Consider the following 25,090-nt stretch of genomic DNA (forward strand, 5'->3'; position numbering starts at 1 on the left):
GTCGAACTCATCGGCGGCGTCCGCTTCCCCGCCATCGGCGAACTGCCCTACCTGCTCACCCTCGCCGGACACGGCTTCTACTGGTTCCGGCTGCGGACGGACGCGGTCTAGAAGCTGCGGGCGGGGCGGTTTCCACCGCCCCGCCCGGGGCACCCATCAGGAACACCCCCGACTCGCCCGGTATCCGGGAATCCGGGCACTGGGGAAAGGACGCGACGCCCATGTCGGAAGCCGTAACCCACTCCGCCCCGGCCCCGCTCGCACGCCCCGAGTTGCTCGCGTCGCTCGATCCACTGCTGCGGGAATGGCTGCCACGGCAGCGCTGGTTCGCGGGCAAGGGGCGTCCGGTGACCGGATTCTCACTGGTGGCCGCGGTGGAACTCCTGCCGCCCACCGCACAGTTGGGTCTGATCCACCTGCTCGTGCGGGCGCATCAGCCGCTCACCGCGGCGCACGGCGCGTCCCCGCAGCCCGGGGACTGCTACCAACTGCTCATCGGTGTGCGCGACGTACTGCCGCCGCATCTGGCGCCCGCGCTGATCGGGCACCTGGAGGACGGGCCGCTGGCCGGCCGCACGGTGTACGAGGCGCTCTACGACCCGCGCCCCGCCGGTGTCCTCCTGGAGGCCCTGCGCACCGGGGCCCACGTCGGCGACCTGCGCTTCGAACGTGACCTGCGCCAGGAGATACGCGAGGACCTCGTTCCGCGCCTGGTCACGGCGGAACAGTCCAACTCCTCGATCGTGTACGGAGATACGTTCATCCTGAAGCTGCTGCGCCGGATCGTGCCCGGGGTCAACCCGGACCTGGAGCTCCCGCTGGCGCTGGCCCGCGAGGGCTGCGCACGGGTCCCGGCGCCCGCGGCCTGGATGCTCGCGGACCTGGACGCCGAGACGTACGTGCTCGGGGTCCTCCAGCCCTTCGTGCAGGGCGCGTCCGACGGCTGGGAGCTGGCGCTGCGCGAGCTGGCCAAGAGCGAGGACTTCACCGCCGAGGCACGGGCGCTGGGCCGGGCCACCGCCGAGGTCCACACGTCACTCGCCCGGGCGCTGCCCACGGTGACCCTGGGCCACCACCAGATGGCGCCGCTCGTCGACACGATGACCGAGCGCCTGGAGGCCGCCGCACAGGCGGTCCCGGCCCTGCGGCCCTACGCGCCCGGCCTGCGCACCGCGTTCGAGGCGCTGGCGGAGCTGTCCGCCGAGGGCCGCACCTGGACCGCGCAGCGCATCCACGGCGATCTGCATCTCGGCCAGTGCCTGCGCTCGCCCGACGGGGAGTGGTCCCTCATCGACTTCGAGGGCGAGCCGTCCAAACCGCTCGCCGAACGCCGTATGCCGCAGCCCCCGGCCCGCGACATCGCGGGCATGCTGCGTTCCTTCGACTACGCGGCCCACTCATTGCCCCCGGCCGCCGGCTCCCCACGGGCGGAGGGCACCTCCGCGCCCCCGTCGACCGGCTGGGCCGACGCCTGCCGGGCCGCGTACTGCGCCGGATACGCCGAGGTCTCCGGACGCGACCCGCGCACGGACCCCGTCCTGCTGCGCGCCTTCGAGACGGACAAGGCGGTGTACGAGGTCGTGTACGAGGCCCGGCACCGCCCGGACTGGCTGCCGGTTCCGCTGGCGGCGGTGCGGCGGCTAGCCGCGTCGTCCTGAACACCCCCTGTGCCGTTGCTCCGTTCACCCTCCCGAGGAGGCCCTGCCCGTGACGCCCCGCCCCCCGTCCGACGACAGTCCGAAGAAGAACGGCTCGAAGAAGCCGGATGCCGGGAAGAAGACGGCGGCCGAGAAGGCGGTGTCCGGCACGTCCGGCACCGGCAAGAAGTCCTCCGCCAAGAAGGGCTCCAAGAAGGGCGTGAGCGCCATGGCGAGGATCCCGGAGTCCGCGCTCACCGAGAGCGGCCCCGGCCTGCCGGACGGCGGTTCCGGACTCCCCGCCGACGGCCCCGGCTCCGACTCCGGCGTGAGGGAGGCGGCTCCCGTCTTCGCCGGGGTCGACGGGGCCGACCGTGAGCGGCTGCTGAGCGGCACGCACCACAATCCGCACGGGGTGCTGGGGGCGCATCCGCTGCCGGGCGGCATCGCCTTCCGGGTCTTCCGCCCGTACGCGCTCGGCGTCACCGTCGTCACCCAGGACCTGAGGGCCGAACTCCAGCACGACGGCGGCGGGTTCTTCTCCGGGCTGCTGCCGCTGCTCGCGGTCCCGGAGACCTACCGGCTGCTCGTGGCGTACGAGGACACGGTGGTGGAGGCCGAGGACGCGTACCGGTTGCTTCCGGCGCTCGGCGAGCTGGACCTGCACCTGATAGCCGAGGGCCGGCACGAGGAACTGTGGAAGGCGCTCGGCTCCGAGCCGATGGAGCACCAGGGCGTCGCCGGAACACGGTTCACCGTGTGGGCCCCGAACGCACAGGGGGTCCGGGTCACCGGTGCCTTCAACTTCTGGGACGGCACGGGGCATCCGATGCGCTCGCTCGGCTCGACCGGGGTGTGGGAGCTGTTCGTGCCCGGGGTCGGTGAGGGCGAGCTGTACAAGTACGACATCACGCGCCCCGACGGTTCCCACACGCAGCGGGCCGACCCGATGGCCCGGCGTACCGAGGAGCCGCCCAGGACCTCCTCGGTCGTGCACGCGTCGCATCACGTCTGGCAGGACGCGCGGTGGCTGGAGAAGAGGGCCGAACGGCCCGCCCACGAGGCCCCGCTCTCCGTCTACGAGGTCCATCTTCCGTCCTGGCGACCGGGCTTGACCTATCGTCAACTCGCGGACCAGCTTCCCGCCTACGTCGCCGACCTCGGCTTCACGCACGTGGAACTGATGCCCATAGCGGAGCATCCCTTCGGCGGCTCCTGGGGCTACCAGGTCACCGGCTTCTACGCGCCGACCGCGCGCCTGGGCACCCCGGACGATTTCAAGTACCTCGTCGACGCACTGCACCAGGCCGGTATCGGCGTCCTGATGGACTGGGTTCCCGCCCACTTCCCGCGCGACGACTGGGCCCTGGCCGCCTTCGACGGACGCCCGCTGTACGAGCACGCCGACCCGCAGCGCGCCGACCACCCCGACTGGGGCACCCTGGAGTTCGACTACGGCCGCCGCGAGGTCCGCAACTTCCTCGTCGCCAACGCCACCTACTGGTGCGAGGAGTTCCACATCGACGGCCTGCGCGTCGACGCCGTGGCCTCCATGCTCTACCTCGACTACTCCCGCGAACCCGGCCAGTGGAGCCCCAACGAACACGGCGGCCGGGAGAACCTGGACGCGGTGGCGTTCCTCCAGGAGATGAACGCGACGGTCTACCGCCGCAACCCGGGCGTCGTCACGGTCGCCGAGGAGTCGACGGCCTGGGGCGGCGTCACGCGGGCCACCCATCACACCGGCCCCGGCGGCTTCGGCGGGCTGGGCTTCGGGCTGAAGTGGAACATGGGCTGGATGCACGACTCGCTGGACTACGTGGCCCACGAGCCGGTCCACCGGAAGTACCACCACAACGAGATGACGTTCTCGATGGTGTACGCGTACAGCGAGAACTACGTGCTGCCGATCTCCCACGACGAGGTCGTCCACGGCAAACGCTCGCTCGTCTCCAAGATGCCCGGCGACTGGTGGCAGCAGCGCGCCACCCTGCGCGCCTACCTCGCCTTCATGTGGGCCCACCCCGGCAAGCAACTCCTCTTCATGGGGCAGGAGTTCGCCCAGGGCGCGGAGTGGTCCGAGGTGCACGGGCCCGACTGGTGGCTGCTCGATCCGGCGTACGGCGCCGAGGCCGACCACCGCGGTGTGCGCGACCTGGTCCGGGACCTCAACACGGTCTACCGGCACGACCCGGCCCTGTGGGAGCGGGACACCGATCCCTCCGGGTTCGCCTGGGTCACCGGTGACTCCGCGGACGACAACGTCTTCGCGTTCCTCCGCCACGCCGCCGACGGCACCCCGCTGCTCGCCGTCTCGCACTTCTCGCCCGCCGTGCGCCACAACTACCGTCTCGGTGTCCCCGAGGACATCCCCGCCTGGACCGAGGTCCTCAACACCGACGCCCTGCGCTACGGCGGCAGTGACGTCACCACCTCGCACCCGGTCAAGCCGGAGCCCACGGCCTGGCACGGCCGTCCGGCCAGCATCCAGCTGACCCTGCCGCCGCTCTCGACGGTGTGGCTGCGGCCGGCCTGACCGGCGCGGCGCGTCCCCCGGCGGCGGGACCGCCGGGGGACGCGGCGTGCGCGGGGCCGGGTGCGACCGGCGTGCCCGGCGGTCACTCCAGTCCGGCGTCCCGGAGCGACGCGGGCAGCTCACCCGTGTGCAGGATGCCCAGGGACTGGGTGGCCCGGGTCAGCGCCACGTACAGGTCGCTCGTGCCGTACGACGCGGGGTCGACCACCAGCACGGAGTCGAACTCCAGGCCCTTGGCCTGCCGGGGGTCGAGGAGGACCACCGTGCGGGTCAGGTCCGGCTCCTCGCCCGCCGTGACCCCGTCCAGCCGGGCGGCGAGCGCGGTGTGCAGGGCGCGCGGCGCGATCACGGCGAGCCGCCCCTCGGCCGGGGTCAGCTCGCCGACCGCCTTGGCCACGGCACCGGGCAGGTCGTCCCCGGCGTCGCGGGCCCAGGGACGCACTCCGGTGGAGCGGACGGAACGGGGCGGTTCGAAACCGGGGCGCTCGGACCGCAGTACACCGGCGGCGACGTCCATGATCTCGGACGGCGTGCGGTAGTTGACGCCCAGGCGGGTGTGGTCCCAGCGGTCCCCGACGTACGGGGAGAGGATCTCCTCCCAGGAGCCGACGCCCGCCGCCTCGGCGGTCTGCGCGGGGTCGCCGACCAGGGTCATCGAGCGGGTGGGGGTGCGCCGCATCAGCAGCCGCCAGGCCATCGGCGACAGTTCCTGCGCCTCGTCGACGATGATGTGCCCGAAGGCCCAGGTCCGGTCGGCGGCGGCCCGTTCCGCGGCGCTGCGGTGGTCGTCCTCCTCGTGCCGTTCGGCCATCCGCTCGGCGTCGATGATGTTGTGCGCGGACAGGATCTCGGAGTCCTCCTCCTCCTTGTCCTCGAACTCGTACGTCCGGGAGGCGTAGGAGACGTCCAGCACGCCCTGGGCGTAGGCGATCTGGGTGCGCCGCTCCTGGTCGGCGAGGGCCCGGGTGATCCGGTCGTCCTCACCCAGCAGTTCGGCGGCCTCGTCGAGGAGGGGGACGTCCGCGCCGGTCCAGTCGTCGGGTCCGGTGACCGGGCGGCGGATCACCGCCGCGTCCTCGTCCGTGACGTGTCCGCGCGGGTCCGCCAGCAGGTCGGCGACCAGCCGCTGCGGGGTCAGCCGCGGCCACAACCGGTCGATGGCCGACCACACTTCGGGGTTCTCGGCGAGTTCCTCGCGGATCTGGGTGATGTCGCTCGGGTCGAGCAGGTTGGAGCCGTCGAAGGGGTCCGTGCCGATGCGTTCGGCGAGCATGTCGGTGAGGGTGTTGAGGATGTGTCCCTCGAAGTGCTCGCGGGCCACGTTGTGCGGCAGGTCCGCGGCGCGGGTGCGGTCCCGGGCGACCTGGACGAGACCCGCGTCGAGCATCAGGATGTCCCGGTCGTGCTCGATGGCGATCACCGGGTCCGGGAGCGCCTGACGGTCCTGGACCGCCCGGGCGAGGACCTCGGCCATCCCGGCGCGGCCCTTCACTGCGGCCGCCTCGGGGGTGTCGGCGGCGGTCGCGTGCACCCCGGGGAAGAGTTCGCCGACGGTCGAGAGCAGGACGCCCGTCTCGCCGAGCGAGGGCAGCACCTCGCCGATGTAGCCGAGGAAGGCGGGGTTGGGGCCGACGATGAGCACGGCCCGTTTGGCGAGCAGTTCGCGGTGCTCGTAGAGCAGGTAGGCGGCGCGGTGCAGGGCGACGGCCGTCTTGCCGGTGCCGGGGCCGCCCTCGACGACCATGACGCCCCGGTGCGGGGCGCGGATGATCCGGTCCTGCTCGGCCTGGATGGTCTGCACGATGTCGCTCATGCGGCCGGTGCGGGCCGAGTTGAGCGCGGCGAGCAGTACGGCGTCGCCGGTCGGGTCCTCGTGGCCGGTGCGCTCGCGGTCGCCGAGGTCGAGGATCTCGTCGTGCAGGTCGGTGACCTGGCGCCCGTCGGTGGTGATGTGCCGGCGGCGGCGCAGGCCCATGGGGGTGTGGCCGGTGGCCAGGTAGAAGGGGCGGGCGACCGGGGCCCGCCAGTCGATGAGGATCGGGGTGTGCTCGGTGTCGTCGGCGCGGATGCCGATGCGGCCGATGTGGTGGCTGACCGCGGGGGTGGACGCGCCCTGTTCCGGGGACAGGTCGATCCGGCCGAAGCAGAGCGAGCCGTCCACGGCGTTCAGCGCGGCGAGGAGACCCGAGCGCTCGGCGACCAGGACGTCCCGTTCGAGGCGTGCCTGCATGGGCGTGTTGCCCTGGGCGAGGGCGTCCTCGACGGAGGCCTCGGTGACACCGCGCAGGGCGTCCACGCGTGCGTACAGCCCGTCGATGAATTCCTGCTCATGCCGCAGTTCATCATCGGGGAATTCTGTGTGTGAGCCCTTGTTTGACAATTCCGCTCCCGCCCGGATATACTCTGCATCGTGCACTTCTTTGTGACTCGATGTTCCGAAGTCGCAAAGCATTGAATATACGCAAAAGAATCCCCCGGGCGCAATTGCCCAGGGGATTTTCTGTGTTCCGGGTGGGATGTGCCGACGGGATCAGAGCGCGTCGGACACCTCTTGGAGCAGTCGCCGCTTCGCGCGGGCGCCCACCATCGACTTCACCGGTTCGCCGTCACGGAAAACCATGAACGTCGGCATCGAGAGCACTCCATAGGCGAGTGTCGTCTCCGGATTGGTGTCCACGTCCAGCTGGACGACGCGGAACCGGTCGCCCTCCTCGAAGGCCAGCTCGCTCAGGACCGGGCCCATCTGCCGGCACGGTGGACACCAGTCGGCGGTGAACTCCACCAGGACGGGCAGCTCCGCCCCGATCACCTCCGCCGCGAAGTCCGCGTCCGTCACCTCGGTCACGCCTGCCGCTCTGATCATCGTGTCCGCCCTCCCAGCTCGCATACGGGTTCCGGACCGCCCGGAACCAGTGCGTCGGCCGCCAGCTCGTCGCGGGCCAGCTCGGCCCGCGTCAGCTGCTCGCCGACCTGTGCGCGCACCGACCGCAGTTCGTCGATGAGCGCGTCGAGCTCGCCGAGCTTGCGGCGGTAGACCTCCAGGGAGGCGGGGCACGCGTCGCCCTCGGGGTGCCCGGCCCGCAGACACTCCACGAAGGGCCGCGTCTCCTCCAGGTCGAACCCGAAGTCCTGGAGCGTCCTGATCTGCCGGAGCAGCTTCAGGTCGTCCTCGCCGTACGTCCGGTACCCGTTCTCGCCGCGCCGCGCGGGCAGCAGCCCCCGCGACTCGTAGTAGCGCAGGGTCCGTGTGGTCGTCCCGGCCCGCGTCGCCAGCTCGCCGATTCGCATGCCCCGACGGTAATCCTTGACGCCGACGTCAAGGCAAGCGCCCGCGGGCCGCACCGTCTCAGGGGGCGGCGGGCGGCAGCAACGGTTTCCGGTCCACCGGCGACGACAGGACGATCGACGTCGTCGTCCGCCCCAGCGCGGAGGTCTGTTCCAGGACGCTCTCCAGATGGATCGTGTCCTCGACGGCGACCTTCAGGATCCAGCAGTCCTCGCCGACGACGTGGTGGGCCTCGATGATCTCGGGCCGGGCCAGCAGTTCCAGGGTCCTTGGATGCCTCAGCGTGTAGCCGCCGTGCGGATTGACGCGGATGAAGGCCTGGATACCGTAGCCGAGACGGGGTGCGGACACGTGGGCGCCGTAGCCGGTGACCGCGCCCGTGCTCTCCAGCCGGCGCACCCGCTCCGCGACCGCCGCCGGGCTCAGCCGGACGCGGCGACCCAGCTCGCTGAGCCTGATCCGGCCGTCACGCTGGAGCAGTTCCAGGATCTGCCGGTCCAGCGCGTCGAAGCCCACCGACGTTCCGTTGGCGGCGGCGCGCACATGCCGTGGTTCCTTCGGTGTGACGGCCGGATCTCCCACGTCTCCCCCTTCAGGCGTTCCCCCCGCGACGGGAGAATTATGACCACGGGCCACTCGGCCGTCGCCGAGCGGTGCCCGTTCCCCGGCATCCGGTGCCGGGGAACAGCGGGACGGGAATGCGGGAATGCGGGAGGGCGACATGCGGGAGATCTGTGTCATCGGCGGGAACCGGTATTTCGGAAAGCGCCTCATCGACCGTTTGACGGCCGCGGGAGACCGGGTCACCGTCGTCAATCGCGGCTCGTCGGCACCGCCCACCGGCACGGTCCACCTGATCGCCGACCGCGACGACGAGGACTCCCTGGAGAAGGCCCTGGGGTCACGGACGTTCGACGTCGTCGTCGACCAGGTCTGCTACACACCGCGGCAGGCGGAGATCGCCCGCCGCGTCTTCGCGGGACGCACCCGCCGGTACGTGATGACGTCGACCGTCGAGGTGTATGAGTACGAGGACGCCGCGGCCCCGGTGGCCGAAAGCGCCGTGGATCCCCGAACGGTCGCCGTCGACCAGGGCCTCCCCTGGGGCGACCCGGAGTTCCTCGACGCGCACTACGGCGAGGGCAAGCGGCAGGCCGAGGCCGTGTTCGCGGCCGACCCCTTCTTTCCCCACGTGACCGTGCGCGTCGCCCATGTCCTCGGAGGGGACGACGACTTCACCGGCCGCCTGGAGCACTACGCCGAGCGCGTGCGCACCGGCGAGGCGATCGCCGTACCGCCCGTCAACCACCCGGCCACCTACATCCACGTCGAGGAGATCGCCGACTTCCTGTTCTGGACCGTCGGGGAGGACTTCACCGGCCCGGTCAACGCCGCCTCCCACGGGCCCCTGACGACGCGGGAGTTGTGCGACGCGATCGCCGCGCACCTCCCGGGGGGCCGGACCCTCCTGCGGGCCGTGGAGTCGGGTGAGGTCTCCCCCTTCTCCTTCAGCCGTTCCTACGGCATGGACAACTCCCGTGCGACGAGGCTCGGTTTCGCCTTCGGTGACGCCCGGGAGTGGCTCGCGCGGGCCGTCGCGGAGACCCTCGGGAAGGCCGGCCGACCTGCCGAGGCAGACGCGGTGACCGCCCTGTCGATGTGAGGGCCCCCGGGCCGGGGGTCACACCATGACGCCGGCCGACTGCTCGACCTCCAGGAGCGAGGCGCTCTGCCGCTCGGCCTCGAAGGCCCGGTGTCCGCCGCGCAGGCCGAACAGGCGCTTGGCCAGGGCGATGTAGAGCACGGCGAGGATGTTCAGGACCAGAGTGGCGATCTTCAGCCAGCTGATGTGCTCGGTGAGTTCGTAGATCTCCAGCGGGAGGAACGCGGCGGTGGCGACGACCGTGAGGTACTCCGCCCAGCGCCTGGCGTACCAGAGGCCGACCGCCTCGACGATCTCGATCAGGGCGTACGCCACCAGCAGGACCGCCACCAGCAGCAGCGTGGAGTGCTTGTAGCCGAACGTCTTCTGGATCGTGCCGACCACCGGCGAATGGTCGAGGTCGTAGTGGAAGTGCCGGAAGACGGGCCGGAAGACGTCCAGGTACTCGTCGAAGAGCCGGCGCACCGCGTCCTGGCTGTTGCTGAACCTCCACACCGCCGCGGCGACCAGCACGATGAACACGCCGCGCACGGCCCGCTCGATCGCCAGGAAGCGCAGGATGAACAGGTCGCGCAGCACCTTGCCGCGCGGCACGAGCGGCGCCTCGTCCGCGGGGCCCGAGCCGTGCGGGTCGCCGAGCGCGAAGTCGCCGCAGCGCAGACAGCGCCAGGCCTCGCCGAGCCCCGTCTCGGCCCGCAGCCGCTCCCGCAGCACCCCTTCGTCGGGCGCGTACGTCACATGCCCGCGCCGTGCGCAGGTACGCCGGTCCCAGTCGATCTTCATGCTCGCCGTCCTCCGCAGAACGTGCCGTGCCGTGCCGGTCTGTCCGGCCCGGCACGCTAGTGCACGGTGTACGAGACGGCGGCCAGGGGGCCGCGGTTCCGGAGGGCCGGGATCAGCGGGCGGTGTTCCCCGCCGAGGCGCCCGCCTCCGCCGACTCGGCGACCTCGGCCGCGTCGTCGGAGTCGGCGCCGGAGTCGGAGTCGGTGCCGGAGTCGGTGCCGGAGTCGGCTTCCGGCGCGGTGCGGGCCGTGGAGTCCGTGCCGGCCTCCGTGTCCGTCCCGGCGTCGGCGCGCTCCCCCGGCCCGGTGCCGGTCTCCGCGTCGGTCCCCGGGTGCCCCTTGCGGGGCAGCAGCACGGCGACCAGCACCGTGCCGACGCCGAGCACCAGCGCGCCGACGAGGCTGGTGTGCGCCACCGCGTCCGAGAAGGACGAGCCGACCGCGTCGGTCATCTGCCGTGCCCCGTCGGCGAGTTGACCGGCCTGCGCCTTCAGTTGGGCGGCCTGCCCGGGGTCCGTCGTCTGGGCCGCCTGCTCGCCGAGCTGACGGGCCTTGTCGCCGATGCCCTGGGCGACGGCGTACCCGGCGCCCACCGAGTCCTGGGCGGTGGACAGCGCGTCCGCCGGCAGCTTGCCGCCCGCCGTCGCGTCGGCGAGGTGCGAGGAGTACGAGCCCGCCAGCACCGAGCCGAGGATCGCGATGCCGAGCGAGCCGCCGAGTTCGAGCGAGGTGTCGTTGACCGCGCCGCCGACGCCCAGTTCCGCCTCGGGGAACGCGCCCATGATGGCGTCCGTGCAGGGCGACAGGGCGAGCCCGATGGCGAGGCCGAGGATGACGAGCGGCAGGACGAAGTCGCCGTACGACGAGGCGGCGTCGACCCGGGTGAGGAGCGCGAGGGCCGCCGTCCCGCCGACCATGCCGGCGGTGACCGTGATCCTCATGCCGACGCGCGGGGTGAGGTACCCGGTGAGCGCCGAGCCCACGAAGACGGCGCCGGCCAGCGGCAGCATCCGTACGCCGGTGTCCAGGGCGTCGTAGCCGAGGACGAACTGGAGGTGCTGGGTGAGGTAGTAGAAGGCGCCGAAGACGGCGAGGAAGAAGAGGGCGACGGCGAGGTTCGAGCCCGCGAAGCGGCGCTGCGCGAAGCGGCGGACGTCGACCACCGGGCGCGGGTGGCGCAGCTCCCACAGGACGAACAGGAGGAGGCCCGCGCCGGCTACCACGGCGGCGGACACGGCCTTCACGCCCCAGCCGAAGTGCGGCCCCTCGATGATCATGTAGACCAGGGAGCCGATCCAGACCACCGAGAGCAGGCCGCCCACGTAGTCGATGCGGTGCCGGTGCGCGGCCCGGGACGGCGGGACGAGGACGAGGGCTCCGACGATGGCGAGGACGGCGACCGGCACGTTGATCAGGAACGTCGACGACCAGCCGTGGTGCTCCAGGAGGGCGCCCGCGACCAGCGGTCCGGCGGCGATGGCGAGGCCGGCCGTGGCGGTCCACAGGACGATCGCCTTGGCCCGCTCGGCGCGCGGGAAGGTGGCGGCGAGCAGGGAGAGCGTCGCCGGCATGATCAGCGCGGCGCCGACACCCATCACGGCGCGGGCGGCGATGACGCCCGCCGAACTGCCGACGAGCGATCCGGCGACGGCTCCGCCGCCGAAGACGACGAGCCCGAGGATGAGCGCGCCGCGGCGGCTGTACTTGTCGCCGATCGCGCCGAGCAGCAGCATCAGCGCGGCGTAGGGCACCGTGTAGCCGTCGATGACCCATTGCAGGTCGGCGCTGGACAGGCCCAGGTCCTGGGTCATGTCCGGGGCCGCGACGGTGAGGGCGGTGTTCGCCATCACGATGATCAGCAGGCTCAGGCAGAGCACGAGCAGTGCCCACCAGCGCCGGGCATAGGGCCGGTCCATCCTCTCGACCGGTTCGTTCATGACGAGACGCATGGCCACGGTCGCCCTCCTCCGTCGTCCGGAGCGGGGATCGGCCCGCGCCGGGACTTGCACAATGGCGTGCAATTACACAACCATGTGCAATGTACGAGATTGCACAGCGCTGTGCAAATCAGGAGGTGGGGCCATGCCGACCGCAGAACGTGAGGACGCCCGGGAGCCGGGCAGAATGGCAGCCATGACCACGGGTAACCCGAGCCGCGCCGATGTGAACCGCCGCCGCATCCTCGATGTCGCGCTGGCCGAGCTGCTGCGCGACCCCGACGCGTCCATGGACCAGATCGCCCGGGCGGCGGGCGTCGTACGGCGCACGGTGTACGGGCACTTCCCCAGCCGGGAGGCGCTGATCGGCACGCTGACCGACGAGGCGGTGGCGGCCGTGGCCGCGGCGCACGCGGCGGGCCGCGAGGGCGTCACGGACCCCGTGGAGTCCCTGGCCCGCTCGACGCTCGCCGTCTGGGAGATCGCCGACCGCTACCGGCTGCTGGTCGCGCTCGCCCAGCGCAGCGTCACCATGCAGGGCATCCGCGAGCGGCTCACGCCGGTCCGCGAGGCGTGCGCGGAGATCCTCCGACGCGGCCTGGAGCAGGGCGTGTTCATGTCGCCGCTGCCGCCGCACGCGCTGGCGTACGTGCACGAGCAGACCCTGTTCGCCCTCATGGAGGCGGTGAACGACGGGCTGCTGGAAGCACGGGAGGCGGGCCGCTCCGCCGCGGTCACCATGCTGGCCGCGGCGGGCGTGCCCGCCTCGCGCGCCACCGACCTGGTGGCGAGGCTGAGCGACTGAACGGGCCGGGGTCAGGGGTCCCGTCCCGTCCGTCGCCCGGCCGTGAACCGGACGGCCGGGCCCGCGGGGGGTGCGGCCCGGCCGTCCGGCGTCCTGGCGGACCGGCGTGCGCCGGTCCGGGTGGGGTGGTGCCGTCCGCTCCGGAGGTCCGGCGTGTGCCGGTCCGGTGCGGTGGTCTACGCCTTGGCCAGTTCCTTCTCGCCGCCCTGCTCCGGAACATCCGGTGCGTCGGCGTCGGCGGCCCCGGCGGTGCCGGACTCGTCGAGCAGGGTCTTCTCGTCGAAGGGCAGCCGCCCGGCGAGGACCTCGGCCACCCGCTCCTTGTCGATCTCGTTCGTCCAGGTGCCGATCAGGACCGTGGCCACGGCGTTGCCGGCGAAGTTCGTCAGCGCGCGCGCCTCGCTCATGAAGCGGTCGATACCGACGATCAGGCCGACGCCGTCCACCAGGGCGGGCTTGTGCGACTGGAGGCCGCCGGCCAGCGTGGCGAGGCCCGCACCGCTGACACCCGCGGCACCCTTGGAGGCGACGAGGAGGAAGAGCAGCAGCGGGATCTGCTCCCCGATCGACATCGGCGTGCCCATCGCGTCGGCGATGTACAGCGACGCCATGGTCATGTAGATCATCGTGCCGTCGAGGTTGAAGGAGTAGCCGGTCGGCACGGTGATGCCGACGACCGACTTGCCGACGCCCAGATGCTCCAGCTTCGCGATGAGCCGCGGCAGCGCGGACTCGGAGGAGGACGTGGACAGGATCAGCAGGAACTCCCGGCCCAGGTACTTCAGGAACGTGAAGATGTTCAGGCCCGTCACCACGCGCAGCACCGCGCCGAGCACGACGAACACGAAGAGGAAGCAGGTGACGTAGAAGCCGAGCATCAGTACGGCGAGGCTCTTCAGCGCGTCGACGCCCGCGGAGCCGGTGACGGCGGCGATGGCACCGAACGCGCCGAGCGGGGCGGCCCACATGACCATCGCGAGGATGCGGAAGACGAGCCGCTGGATGTGCTCGATACCGCGCAGCACGGGCTGCCCGGCCGAGCCCATCGCCTGCAGGGCGAAGCCGGTGAGGAGCGCGACGAGCAGGGTCTGCAGGACCTGGCCCTCGGTGAACGCCGAGACCATGGTGGTCGGAATGATCGAGAGCACGAAGTCGACCGGGGGCAGCGCCTCCGCCGACACCTGGCCCTGGCCCGCCTCCTTGACCGCGTCGGTCATCGCGAGGCTGCTGCCCGGGTCCAGGATGTTGCCGACGACCAGGCCGATGGCGAGCGCGACCAGCGACATCACCAGGAAGTAGCCGAGGGCGATCCCGCCGACGGCGCCGACCTTGGCGGCCTTGCGCACGGAACCGATGCCCAGCACGATCGTGCAGAAGATGATCGGCGAGATCATCATCTTGATCAGGTTCACGAAGCCGGTGCCGATGGGCTTGAGCTCGACCGCGAAGTCGGGGGCGATCAGGCCCACGGCGATACCGAGGATCACGGCACCGATCACGGCGAGGTACAGGTAGTGCGTGCGGTCCCGTTTGGCGGCGGGTGCGGCAGGTGCCGTCTGCGATGTGCTGGCCACGGCTGCCCTCCTTGACGACGTCATCGGCATCATCCGGCGTGCGGCTCACGTCCGGCGGTACCCGGCGTGCGGCTCACGTCCGGGGTCCGGGAGGCGTGGGCTCCCGGGGGGATGAGGGGACTATCTCCCGGCGTGTGAGGGCGGTCACCCTTCCGTTCATTGAGTTCACGCCGCGCCATCGGCCGATGTCACGCCGCGAGGACCGCGCGGGGCCTGCCCGGTGGAACACCCGTCCGGGCGAGGCACACTGAACGGCATGCGCCTTCCCCGCGTCCCGCGACCCCGCAGCCTCGCCGGCCAGCTGTTCGGCATGCAGGCCGTGCTGATCGCGGTCCTCGTCGCCGGGTACGCGCTGTTCACGTACGTCAGCGACCGCAGCCAGGCCGAGGAGGCCGCGGGCCGGCAGGCGATGGCGGTCGCCCGCTCCGTCGCGGACGCCCCGTCGGTCCACGAGGCCATCGGCACCGCCCGCCCGACCGAGCGGCTCCAGCCGTACGCCCTCCAGGTGCAGCGGGACACCGAGGTCGACTTCGTCACGATCATGGACCCGCGCGGCATCCGCTGGACGCATCCCGACGAGACCCTGATAGGGCAGCACTTCCTCGGGCACATCGGCCCGGCCCTCGCCGGCCGTTCCTTCACGGAGACGTACACGGGCAGCCTCGGCCCCTCCGTCCGCGCCGTCACCCCGATCCGGGCCGGCGGCGGGACCATCGGCCTGGTCAGCGCGGGCATCAAGGTCGAGGCGATCACCAAGCGCGTCCAGGACCAGGTCGCGGCACTCATCGGGGTCGCGGCGGGCGCGCTGCTGCTCGGCGGCATCGGCACGTACGTCATCAACGCCCGGCTGCGCCGCTCCACCCACGGCATGAACGCGGGCGAGCTGAGCCGTATGCACGACTACCACCAGGCCGCGCTGCACGCGGTGCGCGAAGGGCTGCTCATGCTGGACGGGCAGTTCCGGGTGGCGCTGATGAACGACGGCGGCCGGGAACTGCTCGGCGTCACGGACGAGGTGGTCGGCCACTCGGTCGCCGACCTCGGGCTGCCGGCGCCGCTCACCGGCGCGCTGCTGTCGGCGGAGTCCCGCGTGGACGAGGTGCATCTGACGGACGCGCGGGTCCTCGTGGTGAACACCTCACCGGTGTCCGGCGGGGAACGCCGGGGCACCGTGGTCACCCTGCGCGACGTGACCGAACTCCAGGCTCTGACGGGCGAGTTGGACTCGGAGCGGGGTTTCACTCAGGCGCTGCGCTCGCAGGCCCACGAGGCGGCGAACCGGCTGCACACGGTGGTCTCGCTGATCGAACTGGGCCGCGCCGAGGAGGCCGTCGACTTCGCCACCGCGGAGCTGGAGCTGGCGCAGGCCCTGACCGACGAGGTGATCTCCGCGGTCAGCGAGCCCGTCCTCGCCGCGCTGCTGCTGGGCAAGGCGGCACAGGCGAACGAACGCGGCGTGGAGCTGGTGGTCTCCGAGGACAGCGGCATCGACGACGGCCTGCTCCCGGCCTCGCTCTCCGCCCGCGACCTGGTCACCGTCCTCGGCAACCTGATCGACAACGCGGTGGACGCCGCTCAGGGCACGACCCGCGCCCGGGTCACGGTGACGGCGTTCACGGACGACGCGGTGCTCGTCCTGCGGGTCGCCGACACCGGGGCGGGGGTGGACCCGTCGCACGCCGAGCAGGTCTTCCAGCGCGGCTGGTCGACGAAACCGGCGGGTCCCGCGGGCCGCGGCCTCGGTCTGGCCCTGGTCCGCCAGACGGTGCTCCGCCACGCCGGCACCCTCACGGTCCGGGAAGCACCGGGCGGCGGAGCGGAGTTCGAGGCCCGCCTCCCGCTGGTGACGACAGCCATGGACACGGGCAGGCCCTCGGACCCGGCGTCGGGCCCGGGCTCGGGATCCGTGCCGCATCAGTCCGTTCACCCCGGGTGGCCGACGCGGCCCGCTCTGCACGGAGGCGACGTATGACCGATCCGATCCGGGTGCTCGTGGTCGAGGACGATCCCGTCGCGGCCGACGCGCATGTCATGTATGTGGGGCGGGTGCCCGGGTTCACCGCTGTGGGCAAGGCGCACACGGGGGCCGAGGCGCGCCGCGCGCTGGACCGTACCCCGGTGGATCTGCTGCTGCTCGACCTGCATCTGCCGGACGTGCACGGGCTCCAGCTCGCCCGTTCGCTGCGGGCCGCCGGGTACCACGCCGACGTGATAGCGGTGACGTCCGCGCGGGACCTGGCGGTCGTGCGGGAGGGCGTGTCGCTCGGGGTCGTGCAGTACGTACTGAAGCCGTTCACCTTCGCGACCCTGCGCGACCGGCTCGTCCGGTACGCCGAGTTCCGCGCCGCCGCCGGTGAGGCGAGCGGTCAGGACGAGGTGGACCGGGCGCTGGCGACCCTGCGGGCGCCGGGTCCGGCCGCGCTGCCCAAGGGGCTGAGCGCGCCGACCCTGGAGCGGGTGACCGTCACTCTGCGGGACTGTGCCGACGGGCTGACGGCGGCCAAGGTCGCCGAGGCCGTCGGCATCTCCCGGATCACGGCCCGCCGCTACCTGGAACACCTGGTGGAGGCGGGCCGGGCCGCCCGCGCCCCGCAGTACGGGACGGTGGGGCGGCCGGAGCTGCAGTACCGGTGGGTGAAGGGCTGACCGGGCAGGGCCTGTCCGACGGGTGGAGCCCCACGGGCCGGGAGGCCGTCAGCCGTTCGGCAGGATCACGGCGCGGCCGTTGATCCTGCCGGCGTGCAGGCGTTCGTACGCGAGGGGTGCCTCGTCGAGCGAGTACGTCTCGGTGTGGACGGAGACGGCGCCTGCGCGGGCGAGGTCGAGAACCTCGATCAGCTCGCCGCGGGAGCCCCAGTAGGGCGCGGTGACGGACACCTCGAACGGCAGCGAGCCGAACCCGACGGGCAGCGCGCCGCCGCCGATGCCGACGATGCTGATGTCGCCCTCGACGGCGGCGACGGCCCCGGCGGTGCGGACGGTCGGCTCGGCACCGACGAAGTCGAACACGGCCCGGGCGCCGAGACCACCGGTGAGTTCGCGGACCTTCGCGGCCGCCCCGGCGTCGGAGAGCACGGCCTCGTGGGCGCCCACCGCGCGGGCGAGCGCGAGCTTGTCCTCGCTGACGTCGAGGGCGATCACCCGGGCGGACGTCATCGCGCGCAGCAGCTGGATGGCGACGTGTCCGAGGCCGCCGGTGCCGATGACCACGGCGGTCGAACCGGGCGTCAGCTTCGGCAGCGACCGCTTGATCGCGTGGTACGGGGTGAGGCCGGCGTCGGTGAGCGGGACGGCCGCGACCGGGTCGAGGCCCTCGGTGGGTACGAGGTGACGGGGGTCGTCGACGAGGAGGTACTCGGCCATCGCACCGGGGGCGCCGAGTCCCGGCGGGCGGATGCCCAGCTCGTCGGCGCGCAGGCAGTAGTTCTCCTTGCCCTCCGCGCACTTGGCGCAGATGCCGCAGCCCCACGGGCCGTACACGGCGACCTCGTCGCCCACCGCGACCCCGCGCACGCCGTCGCCGAGTGCGGCGACCGTCCCGGCGCCCTCGTGTCCGAGGGTCAGCGGCAGGGCGTAGGGGAAGCTCTCGGCGGGCCAGCTCATGACCGCGATGTCCGAGTGGCACACGCCGGCGGCGGTGACCTTCAACAGGACCTGTCCCGGGCCGGGTTCGGGGTCGGGGACGGTGACCACCTCGGGGGCGGCGCCGATGGTGCGGTACTGGAGTGCCTTCATGTCGTTTCTGCTCCTCTCGAACGGCTCGGTGCGGCTCAGACGGCGGTGTAGGCGCCGTCGACCAGGTGGTAGCTGCCGTGGACGAAGGAGGCGCGCTCGGACAACAGGAAGACGATCAGCTCGGCGACCTCCTCGGGACGGCCGAGCCGTCCTGCCGGGTGGAGTCCGACGAGGCCGTCGTACTGCGCCCGGTCCATGCCCTGGAGCAGGGGCGTCTCGATGAAGCCGGGGCCGACCGCGTTGATCCGGATGCCGGAGGAGGCGTACTCGGCGGCGGCCGTCTGCGTCAGCCCGACCACGCCGTGCTTGGCGGCGACGTACGCGGAGGATCCGGCGGAGCCGACCGAGCCGAGGATGGAGGAGACGTTCACGACGGCGCCGCCGCCGGCCGCCTGGAGCGCCGGGATCTCGTAGCGCAGCGAGTAGAAGACACCGTCGAGGTTGGTGCGGACGACGCGGGTGTACGCGTCGATGTCGTACGCGCCGGTCGGGACGACCGGGCCGCCCACGCCGGCGTTGTTCACGGCGAGGTGGAGTGCGCCGAAGGTGTCGACGGCGAAGGCGACGGCGGCCTCGACCGAGGCGGGCAGGGTGACGTCGACGGCGACGGCTGCCGCCTTGACGCCCTCGGCGCGCAGCTCGGCGGCGGCCTTCTCGGCGCCTTCTTCGTTGTGGTCCGCGATGACGACGGAGGCGCCGCCGAGGCCGAGCCGACGGGCGGTCGCGAGGCCGATGCCGGAGGCGGCGCCGGTGACCAGGGCGGTGCGGCCGGAGAACTCGGTGGCGGCGTCGGTGAGGGCGGCGGGGGTGGAGGGGGTGGTGCTCATGGTGCTGATCACTTTCCTGATCCGGGGTGGGTGGCGTGGGAGGCGGCCAGCGCGGCCTCTCCCATCAGCGCGTCGTAGGCCTGCTCCACCAGGGAGGCCAGGTCGGCGGCGGCCGAGTCCGTGGGGGCCGTGCTGTCGCGCGCCCAGGCGCGCAGCGCGGCGGTGAGGACACCGGCGGCGGCGTCCACGACGACGGCCGGGCGCAGGTCCCGGACCTCGTCGGTGCCGAGCCGGGCGGCGATGATGCGGATCGACTCCTCCTGGGCGTCGACCCGGATGCGCTCGTAGGCGGCGAAGAGCGCGGGTTCGGTGTCCAGCAGGGCGAACAGGCGGCGCATGTCGGGGCGCAGATGCCGGGCCGGGTCCGTCTGGTCGGCGAGCCAGTCGGCGACGGCGCGACGGTAGGCGACGAGCGGTGGTTCGGCGGCCGGCCGTGCGCGCAGGCAGGCGTTGATGCGGTCGCCGTCGCCGCGGACGAAGTCGAGGGCCGCGTCCTCCTTGCCGACGAAGTGGCGGCTGAAGGTGCGGCGGGTGACGTCGGCCCGGTCGGCCACGGCGGAGACGGTGACGTTCTCCAGCCCCTGGTCGAGGATCAGCTCGATCGCGGCCGTGGCGAGCGTCTCGCGGGTCCGGCGGGCCTTGCGCCGCCGCCGGTCCTCGACGTCCGCCCCGACGGGCGTGCCGCCCGGGGTCGCGTTCGGCTCCGTTGCCTCGATGTCTCCCATGTCCTCGACCGTACACCCAGAAATGTCCCAGTGGGACATGAGGCCCAATGGGACATGAGTCTCACGGGGACACCGTGCTGGACCCCGATCACCGGCGCGTTCCGGGCCCCGGCCGGAGCGCGGTCCGGGCCCGCGCGGCGGCCGGGGAGGGCGTCGGCGGACAACAACGTTGTCATGTTGGTGACTTGGGCTGTTGCACGGCCATTGACCCCCGATCCGGCGCCCCCTTACGTTCACCGGCAGACAACTCGGCCCTCAATGACGTAGGCCCAGTAGGAGGTCGTACCCGTGCGCCCCACCGCCGCCCCCGTACTTCTCGCCACGCTCCTCGCCGCGACCACCCTCACCGCGTGCGGGTCGGGATCGGGAAGCGATCCGGACACCGTGAAGGTGTCGTTCAAGCAGTCCACCGACAACTCGGTCCGGGTGATGGACACCTACCTGGGCGAGATGAAGAAGCAGTTCGAGAAGGCGAACCCGGGGAAGAAGGTCGAACTCGTCCCCATCAAGGCCCCGGACTCCGAGTACTACACGAAGCTCCAGCAGATGCTGAGGTCGCCCAAGACGGCCCCGGACCTGGTCTACGAGGACACCTTCCTCATCAACTCGGACATCACCAGCGGGTACTTGAAGCCGCTCGACCCGTACCTGGACAAGTGGCCCGACTGGGACCGGTTCATCGACACCGCGAAGGCGGCGGCCAAGGCGCAGGACGGGAAGACGTACGGCGTCCCGGACGGGACGGACACCCGAGGCCTCTGGTTCGACAAGGGCGTCTTCGCGAAGGCGGGCCTGCCCGCCGACTGGCAGCCGAAGACCTGGGACGACGTCCTCACCGCCGCCCGCACCATCAAGAAGAAGGTCCCCGGCGTCACCCCGCTGAACGTCTACACCGGCAAACCCGCAGGTGAGGCCGCCACCATGCAGGGCTTCGAGATGCTGCTCTACGGGACGGGCGACGGCACGGCGGACCCGCTGTACGACACGTCGTCGAAGAAGTGGGTCGCCGGCAGCCAGGCATTCAAGGACGCGCTCACGTTCGTGGAGACGGTCTACAAGGAGAAGCTCGGCCCCGACGTCGCCGACGCCCTCGACCCGAACTTCGCCACGAGCGTCCGCGGCGACCTGCTGCCGGGCGGCAAGCTGGGCATCGACCTCGACGGCAGCTGGCTCCCGCAGGACTGGCTGAAGGGCTCCGGGCACGAGTGGCCCGAGTGGTCGCGGAAGCTCGGCCTCGCCCACATGCCCACCCAGCACGGCCAGGCCCCCGGCAAGGTCAGCATGTCCGGCGGCTGGACCTGGTCGATCCCCGCCAAGGCCGGCAACCCGGATCTGGCCTTCGACTTCATCAAGACGATGCAGACGAAGGCGAACGCCCAGAAGTGGTACATCGCCAACTCCGGTATCGCGGTCCGCAAGGACGTCGCCGAGGATCCGGCGTACACACAGGCGCAGCCCGGCATCAAGTTCTTCACCGACCTCGTCGCGAGCACGCACTACCGGCCCGCCTACCCGGCCTACCCGAAGGTGTCGACCGCCATCCAGGAGGCGATGGAGAGTGTGACGACCGGGGACAGTTCCGTCGACAAGGCGGCGGGCGCCTACGACGAGGAACTGAAGTCGGCCACCGACGACCAGGTGACCCGCAAGTGAGCGTCACCACGAAGGCGGCGCTCCCCCCGCTCCGCCCGCCGGCCACGAAGGTCGCCTCCCCCCGCCGGGGAGGCCTCCTCCGCTCCGCCACCCGGGCCCTGCCCCTCACGCCCGCGGTCGTCCTGCTGCTCCTCTTCCTCGCCGGTCCGATCGCCTACTGCGCGTACATCGCCTTCACGGACCTGCAGCTGACGGGTCAGGCGCACTCCTCGTTCGTCGGGTTCGACAACTTCCGGGAGGCCTTCCGGGACGACGCGTTCCTCAACGCCGTATGGCTGACGCTGGTGTTCACGGTGCTGTCGGCGCTGGTCGGGCAGAACACGCTGGGCCTCGCGCTCGCCGCGCTGATGCAGCGGGCGTCGAAGCCGGTGCGCACGCTGGTCGGGGCGGTCGTCATCACCGCGTGGGTACTGCCCGAGGTGGTCGCGGGCTTCCTGCTCTACGCCTTCTTCCGCCGCGAGGGGACCCTGAACGCCATCCTGGACTGGCTCCATCTCCCCTCCCAGAACTGGATGTTCACGCTGCCGATCCTCGCGGTGTCGTTCGCCAACGTGTGGCGGGGCACGGCCTTCTCGATGCTGGTCTACTCGGCGGCCCTGAACGAGATCCCGAGGGAGATCACGGAGGCCGCGGAGGTGGACGGCGCGGGCGGCTGGCGGCGGATGTGGCACATCACGCTGCCGATGATCCGCCGCTCGATCGGCACCAACCTGATGCTCAACACCCTGCAGACGCTCTCGGTGTTCGGACTGATCTGGGTGATGACGCGGGGCGGTCCGGGCGACCGCAGCCAGACACTGCCCCTGTTCATGTACGAACAGGCCTTCCAGAACAGCATGATCGGGTACGGGACGGCGGTCGCCCTGCTGCTCCTGGTGGTGGGCTCGCTGTTCTCGCTGGTGTACATGCGGCTGCTGCGGACGGAGGTGTGAGATGGCTGTCCTGACCCGCGGCGCGAGGCCGAGGTCCCGCCGCTCGTCCCGGCGGCTGGCGGCGGACGCCGGACTCCTGGTGGTGGCGGCCGCGTTCGCGCTGCCGCTCGCGTGGGTGGTCCTGTCGTCGCTGGACGCGCACGCCGACCTCAGGGTGAAGCTGCCGGACGGGGTGACGCTGTCGAACTACGACGCCGTCATGACGCCGGACATCACCTTCACGCCCCTGCTGAACAGCCTGATCCTGTGCGGTGGCGGCACTCTCCTGACGGTGGTGTGCGCGGCGCTCGCGGCCTATCCGCTGTCCCGCTTCCGGTCCCGGCTGAACCGGCCCTTCCTGCTGACCGTCCTGTTCGCGACGAGCCTGCCGGTCACGGCCATCATGGTGCCGGTGTACGCGCTGTTCGTGCAGGTGAACCTCATCGACACCATGCAGGGCACGATCTTCTTCTTCGCCGCCTCCCAACTGCCTTTCGCCATCTGGCTGATGAAGAACTTCATGGACGGCGTCCCGAAGGAGCTGGAGGAGGCGGCCTGGACGGACGGGGCGTCCTCCCTGCAGTCCCTGATCCGGATCGTGCTGCCCCTGATGGGACCGGGGGTGGCGGTGGTGACGGTCTTCTCGTTCGTGATGATGTGGGGGAACTTCTTCGTCCCGTTCATGCTGCTGCTCACCCCGGACCAGATGCCGGCGTCGGTGAGCATCAACGAGTTCTTCGGCAACCGGGGCACGGTGGTCTACGGGCAGCTCGCGGCGTTCTCCGTCATCTACTCGACGCCCGTGATCCTGCTGTACGTCCTGGTGGCCCGACGGCTGGGCGGGGGGTTCGCGCTCGGCGGCGCCGTGAAGGGATGACACTCGTCGGACCGCCCGTACGAGGCACGCCGTCCGGAACCGTAGGTTCCTACGATCCGTGATTGTGGCCGAACAGACCGTAGTCAGCGCCGCCCGGGCCCCATACCTTGTGCGCGTGCACCGACCGCAAGCCCAACAGCCCACCCCGCCCTTCAACGCCCTCGCCGCCCGCAGACTGCGGGCGGCGCTCGGCATGGGGCCCGAACACGTCGCCTACGGACTGCGAGCCTCCTACGGGCTGCCGTACGCGACACCCGATCTCATCACCGCGTGGGAGCGCGGCACCATGGCCCCGAGCAGCCCGGAACTCACCGCACTCGCCGGGGTGTTGTGGTGCTCACCGGGCGAACTCATCGGCGCCCCGCGCACATTGCGCGAACACCGCGTCGCCCGCGACCTCGCCCAGGAGGACGTCGCGCGGGCCGTCGGACTCGAACTCCTCGCCTACCAGCGGATGGAGGACTCCGGCACCTGGCGCGGGACCGAGCGCCAGTCGACCGCGCTCGCCGACGCGCTCGAACTGTCGCTGCCCGACTTCGTCACCGTGACGGGCCGCGACGGCAGACTCGCCGACCTGCTGCGCAGCGCGGTCACCACGCGCTGGCAGGCGTACGTGCGGCCGGTCGCCAAGACCGTGCCCCTGGACCGGCAGCTCCTGGAGGACACCCTGCGGGAGCTGCACACCGACTACCAGGGGCAGATGGTCGCCACGCTCAGCTGGAGCCCGGGACCGGCCGCGGCCGACTCCGGCGAGTCCGGCCGGGACTACCTCGACCGGATCGTCGACCACTTCTGGTCGACGATCCGGGCGAACACGTACTGACGCGTCGGGACGACGGGCCGTGCGCCACGAGCCGCACGCGACGGTCCGCGCGCCGCGGCCACAAGCCGTGCGCCGCCCGCACCGCGGGATCGATCCGATCCCCCGGCGGGGCCTAGAACACCGACTCGGCCTCGTCCATCCGGTCCTTGGGGACCGTCTTCAGCTCGGTCGTCGCGTCCGCGAGCGGGACCATCTCGACGTCCGTGCCGCGCAGCGCGGTCATCCGGCCGAACGCTCCGCTGTGCGCGGCCTCCACGGCGTGCCAGCCGAAGCGGGTGGCGAGCACGCGGTCGTACGCGGTCGGGGTGCCGCCGCGCTGGATGTGGCCGAGGATGACCGGCTTGGCCTCCTTGCCGAGGCGGCGCTCCAGCTCGTACGCGAGGGCCGTGCCGATGCCCTGGAAGCGCTCGTGGCCGAACTGGTCGATCTCGCCGTGGCCGTAGTCCATGGCGCCCTCGACGGGGTGGGCGCCCTCGGCGACACAGATGACGGCGAACCGCTTGCCGCGCGCGAACCGCTCCTCGACCATCGCGACCAGGTCGGAGGGGTCGAAGGGGCGCTCCGGCAGGCAGATGCCGTGCGCGCCGGCCGCCATGCCGGACTCCAGGGCGATCCAGCCGGCGTGCCGTCCCATGACCTCGACGACCATCACACGCTGGTGCGATTCGGCGGTCGTCTTCAGCCGGTCCATGGCCTCGGTGGCGACACCGACGGCGGTGTCGAAGCCGAAGGTGCGGTCCGTCGCGGAGATGTCGTTGTCGATCGTCTTCGGCACGCCGACCACGGGCAGACCCGCGTCGGACAGCATCCGCGCCGCGGTGAGCGTGCCCTCGCCGCCGATCGGGATGAGGACGTCGATGCCGAACTCGCGCGCCATGTCCTGCGCGTTCTCGCAGGCCTCGCGGAGCCGGTCGCGCTGCAGCCGGGAGGAGCCGAGGATGGTGCCGCCGCGGGCGAGGATGCCGCTGACCGCGTTGAGGTCGAGCGTGCGGTAGTGGCCGTCGAGGAGGCCGGCGTAGCCGTCCTCGAAGCCGATGACCTCGTCGCCGAAATTGGTGACCGCTCGGTGCACGACCGACCGGATCACTGCGTTCAGGCCAGGACAGTCGCCGCCTGCGGTGAGAACTCCGATGCGCATCGTGCTGTGTCTCCTGCTCGCTGCTGGTACGTGTGAGCCAGTCCGATTGTTCCACGGCCCGGGGGCCGCCGCCGATCCCCCCTTGCCCGCCGGAGGCCGTACGGGCGCCCGGTCCGGCCCGACCAGGGCGTTTGTCCTGGCGGGCGCCTTAGCCAGCGCCAGAGGTATTGTCAAGAGGGTT

Annotated in this window: 22 protein-coding genes; 11 read left to right on the forward strand and 11 right to left on the reverse strand. The window is 71.8% G+C overall.

What is annotated here, in order from left to right:
• The 3 genes from ABZT74_RS10660 to glgB form a co-directional block, all read left to right on the forward strand.
• Positions 1-111: alpha-glucosidase C-terminal domain-containing protein (locus tag ABZT74_RS10660; protein ID WP_355875933.1), on the forward strand; the 111-nt coding region annotated here is incomplete at its 5' end.
• 110 nt (positions 112-221) lie between these two features.
• Positions 222-1,658, forward strand: a complete 1,437-nt coding sequence (locus ABZT74_RS10665) for a phosphotransferase (RefSeq protein ID WP_356434086.1) — start codon at positions 222-224, stop codon at positions 1,656-1,658.
• A 49-nt stretch (positions 1,659-1,707) separates the two neighbouring features.
• Complete coding sequence (glgB, locus tag ABZT74_RS10670) at positions 1,708-4,173, forward strand: 1,4-alpha-glucan branching enzyme (RefSeq protein ID WP_356434088.1); 2,466 nt, start codon at positions 1,708-1,710, stop codon at positions 4,171-4,173.
• Between the two features lie 82 nt (positions 4,174-4,255).
• On the opposite strand, the gene ABZT74_RS10675 is transcribed toward glgB, so the two are convergent.
• The 4 genes from ABZT74_RS10675 to ABZT74_RS10690 form a co-directional block, all read right to left on the reverse strand.
• The gene (locus tag ABZT74_RS10675) at positions 4,256-6,511 is read right to left on the reverse strand and encodes a UvrD-helicase domain-containing protein (RefSeq protein ID WP_356434433.1); all 2,256 of its coding nucleotides are present in this window, start codon (positions 6,509-6,511) and stop codon (positions 4,256-4,258) included.
• Positions 6,512-6,703: 192 nt separating this feature from the next.
• Entirely contained in the window at positions 6,704-7,036 is a 333-nt protein-coding gene (locus ABZT74_RS10680; RefSeq protein ID WP_355875570.1) for a thioredoxin domain-containing protein, read from the reverse strand.
• Complete coding sequence (locus ABZT74_RS10685) at positions 7,033-7,461, reverse strand: MerR family transcriptional regulator (RefSeq protein ID WP_356434090.1); 429 nt, start codon at positions 7,459-7,461, stop codon at positions 7,033-7,035. Before ABZT74_RS10685 ends, ABZT74_RS10680 begins: the two co-directional genes overlap by 4 nt.
• Before the next feature lie 58 nt (positions 7,462-7,519).
• Entirely contained in the window at positions 7,520-7,975 is a 456-nt protein-coding gene (locus ABZT74_RS10690; protein WP_356434436.1) for an Lrp/AsnC family transcriptional regulator, read from the reverse strand.
• 205 nt (positions 7,976-8,180) lie between these two features.
• On the opposite strand from ABZT74_RS10690, the gene ABZT74_RS10695 reads away from it, so the two are divergent.
• On the forward strand, positions 8,181-9,122 hold the full coding sequence (locus ABZT74_RS10695) for an NAD-dependent epimerase/dehydratase family protein (protein ID WP_356434092.1): 942 nt from the start codon (positions 8,181-8,183) through the stop codon (positions 9,120-9,122).
• Between the two features lie 18 nt (positions 9,123-9,140).
• On the opposite strand, the gene ABZT74_RS10700 is transcribed toward ABZT74_RS10695, so the two are convergent.
• Positions 9,141-9,905, reverse strand: a complete 765-nt coding sequence (locus tag ABZT74_RS10700) for a DUF2127 domain-containing protein (RefSeq protein ID WP_356434094.1) — start codon at positions 9,903-9,905, stop codon at positions 9,141-9,143.
• A gap of 112 nt (positions 9,906-10,017) precedes the next feature.
• Entirely contained in the window at positions 10,018-11,853 is a 1,836-nt protein-coding gene (locus ABZT74_RS10705) for an MFS transporter (RefSeq protein ID WP_356434439.1), read from the reverse strand.
• Positions 11,854-12,028: 175 nt separating this feature from the next.
• Between ABZT74_RS10705 and ABZT74_RS10710 the strand changes: the two genes are divergently transcribed.
• On the forward strand, positions 12,029-12,646 hold the full coding sequence (locus tag ABZT74_RS10710) for a TetR/AcrR family transcriptional regulator (RefSeq protein ID WP_355875944.1): 618 nt from the start codon (positions 12,029-12,031) through the stop codon (positions 12,644-12,646).
• Between the two features lie 176 nt (positions 12,647-12,822).
• Here ABZT74_RS10710 and ABZT74_RS10715 read toward each other — a convergent pair whose 3' ends face one another.
• A complete protein-coding gene (locus ABZT74_RS10715) occupies positions 12,823-14,220 on the reverse strand; it encodes a cation:dicarboxylase symporter family transporter (RefSeq protein WP_356434096.1) in 1,398 nt (465 codons plus the stop codon).
• 256 nt (positions 14,221-14,476) lie between these two features.
• Between ABZT74_RS10715 and ABZT74_RS10720 the strand changes: the two genes are divergently transcribed.
• Together ABZT74_RS10720 and ABZT74_RS10725 are read left to right on the forward strand one after the other, a co-directional pair.
• Positions 14,477-16,192 carry a sensor histidine kinase gene (locus ABZT74_RS10720; protein WP_356434097.1) on the forward strand — a complete coding sequence of 572 codons (1,716 nt, stop codon included), beginning with the start codon at positions 14,477-14,479 and terminating at the stop codon, positions 16,190-16,192.
• Positions 16,189-16,866: a response regulator gene (locus ABZT74_RS10725; RefSeq protein ID WP_355875588.1), complete on the forward strand. Its 678-nt coding sequence runs from the start codon at positions 16,189-16,191 to the stop codon at positions 16,864-16,866. Before ABZT74_RS10720 ends, ABZT74_RS10725 begins: the two co-directional genes overlap by 4 nt.
• A 48-nt stretch (positions 16,867-16,914) precedes the next feature.
• On the opposite strand, the gene ABZT74_RS10730 is transcribed toward ABZT74_RS10725, so the two are convergent.
• From ABZT74_RS10730 to ABZT74_RS10740, 3 genes are read right to left on the reverse strand one after another with little or no spacing between them, the layout of a single operon-like run.
• A complete protein-coding gene (locus tag ABZT74_RS10730; protein ID WP_356166830.1) occupies positions 16,915-17,955 on the reverse strand; it encodes an NAD(P)-dependent alcohol dehydrogenase in 1,041 nt (346 codons plus the stop codon).
• A gap of 35 nt (positions 17,956-17,990) precedes the next feature.
• Positions 17,991-18,782, reverse strand: a complete 792-nt coding sequence (locus ABZT74_RS10735; protein WP_355875594.1) for an SDR family NAD(P)-dependent oxidoreductase — start codon at positions 18,780-18,782, stop codon at positions 17,991-17,993.
• A gap of 8 nt (positions 18,783-18,790) precedes the next feature.
• The gene (locus ABZT74_RS10740; RefSeq protein ID WP_356434099.1) at positions 18,791-19,507 is read right to left on the reverse strand and encodes a helix-turn-helix domain-containing protein; all 717 of its coding nucleotides are present in this window, start codon (positions 19,505-19,507) and stop codon (positions 18,791-18,793) included.
• 288 nt (positions 19,508-19,795) lie between these two features.
• On the opposite strand from ABZT74_RS10740, the gene ABZT74_RS10745 reads away from it, so the two are divergent.
• The 4 genes from ABZT74_RS10745 to ABZT74_RS10760 all read left to right on the forward strand — a co-directional run bounded on the left by ABZT74_RS10745 (position 19,796) and on the right by ABZT74_RS10760 (position 23,771).
• A complete protein-coding gene (locus ABZT74_RS10745; protein ID WP_356434101.1) occupies positions 19,796-21,160 on the forward strand; it encodes an extracellular solute-binding protein in 1,365 nt (454 codons plus the stop codon).
• Between the two features lie 98 nt (positions 21,161-21,258).
• A complete protein-coding gene (locus tag ABZT74_RS10750; RefSeq protein ID WP_356434442.1) occupies positions 21,259-22,092 on the forward strand; it encodes a sugar ABC transporter permease in 834 nt (277 codons plus the stop codon).
• A 1-nt stretch (position 22,093) separates the two neighbouring features.
• Positions 22,094-22,948, forward strand: coding sequence for a carbohydrate ABC transporter permease (locus ABZT74_RS10755; protein ID WP_355875604.1), 855 nt, complete (start codon positions 22,094-22,096; stop codon positions 22,946-22,948).
• 109 nt (positions 22,949-23,057) lie between these two features.
• Positions 23,058-23,771 carry a helix-turn-helix transcriptional regulator gene (locus tag ABZT74_RS10760; RefSeq protein WP_355875950.1) on the forward strand — a complete coding sequence of 238 codons (714 nt, stop codon included), beginning with the start codon at positions 23,058-23,060 and terminating at the stop codon, positions 23,769-23,771.
• 112 nt (positions 23,772-23,883) lie between these two features.
• On the opposite strand, the gene ABZT74_RS10765 is transcribed toward ABZT74_RS10760, so the two are convergent.
• Positions 23,884-24,909 (reverse strand): ATP-dependent 6-phosphofructokinase, encoded by a 1,026-nt coding sequence (locus tag ABZT74_RS10765; RefSeq protein WP_355875607.1) that lies wholly within the window; start codon positions 24,907-24,909, stop codon positions 23,884-23,886.
• Positions 24,910-25,090 lie beyond the last annotated feature (181 nt).

It is taken from the genome of Streptomyces sp. NPDC005302 (assembly GCF_040607345.1).
Classification (GTDB): Bacteria; Actinomycetota; Actinomycetes; order Streptomycetales; family Streptomycetaceae; genus Streptomyces.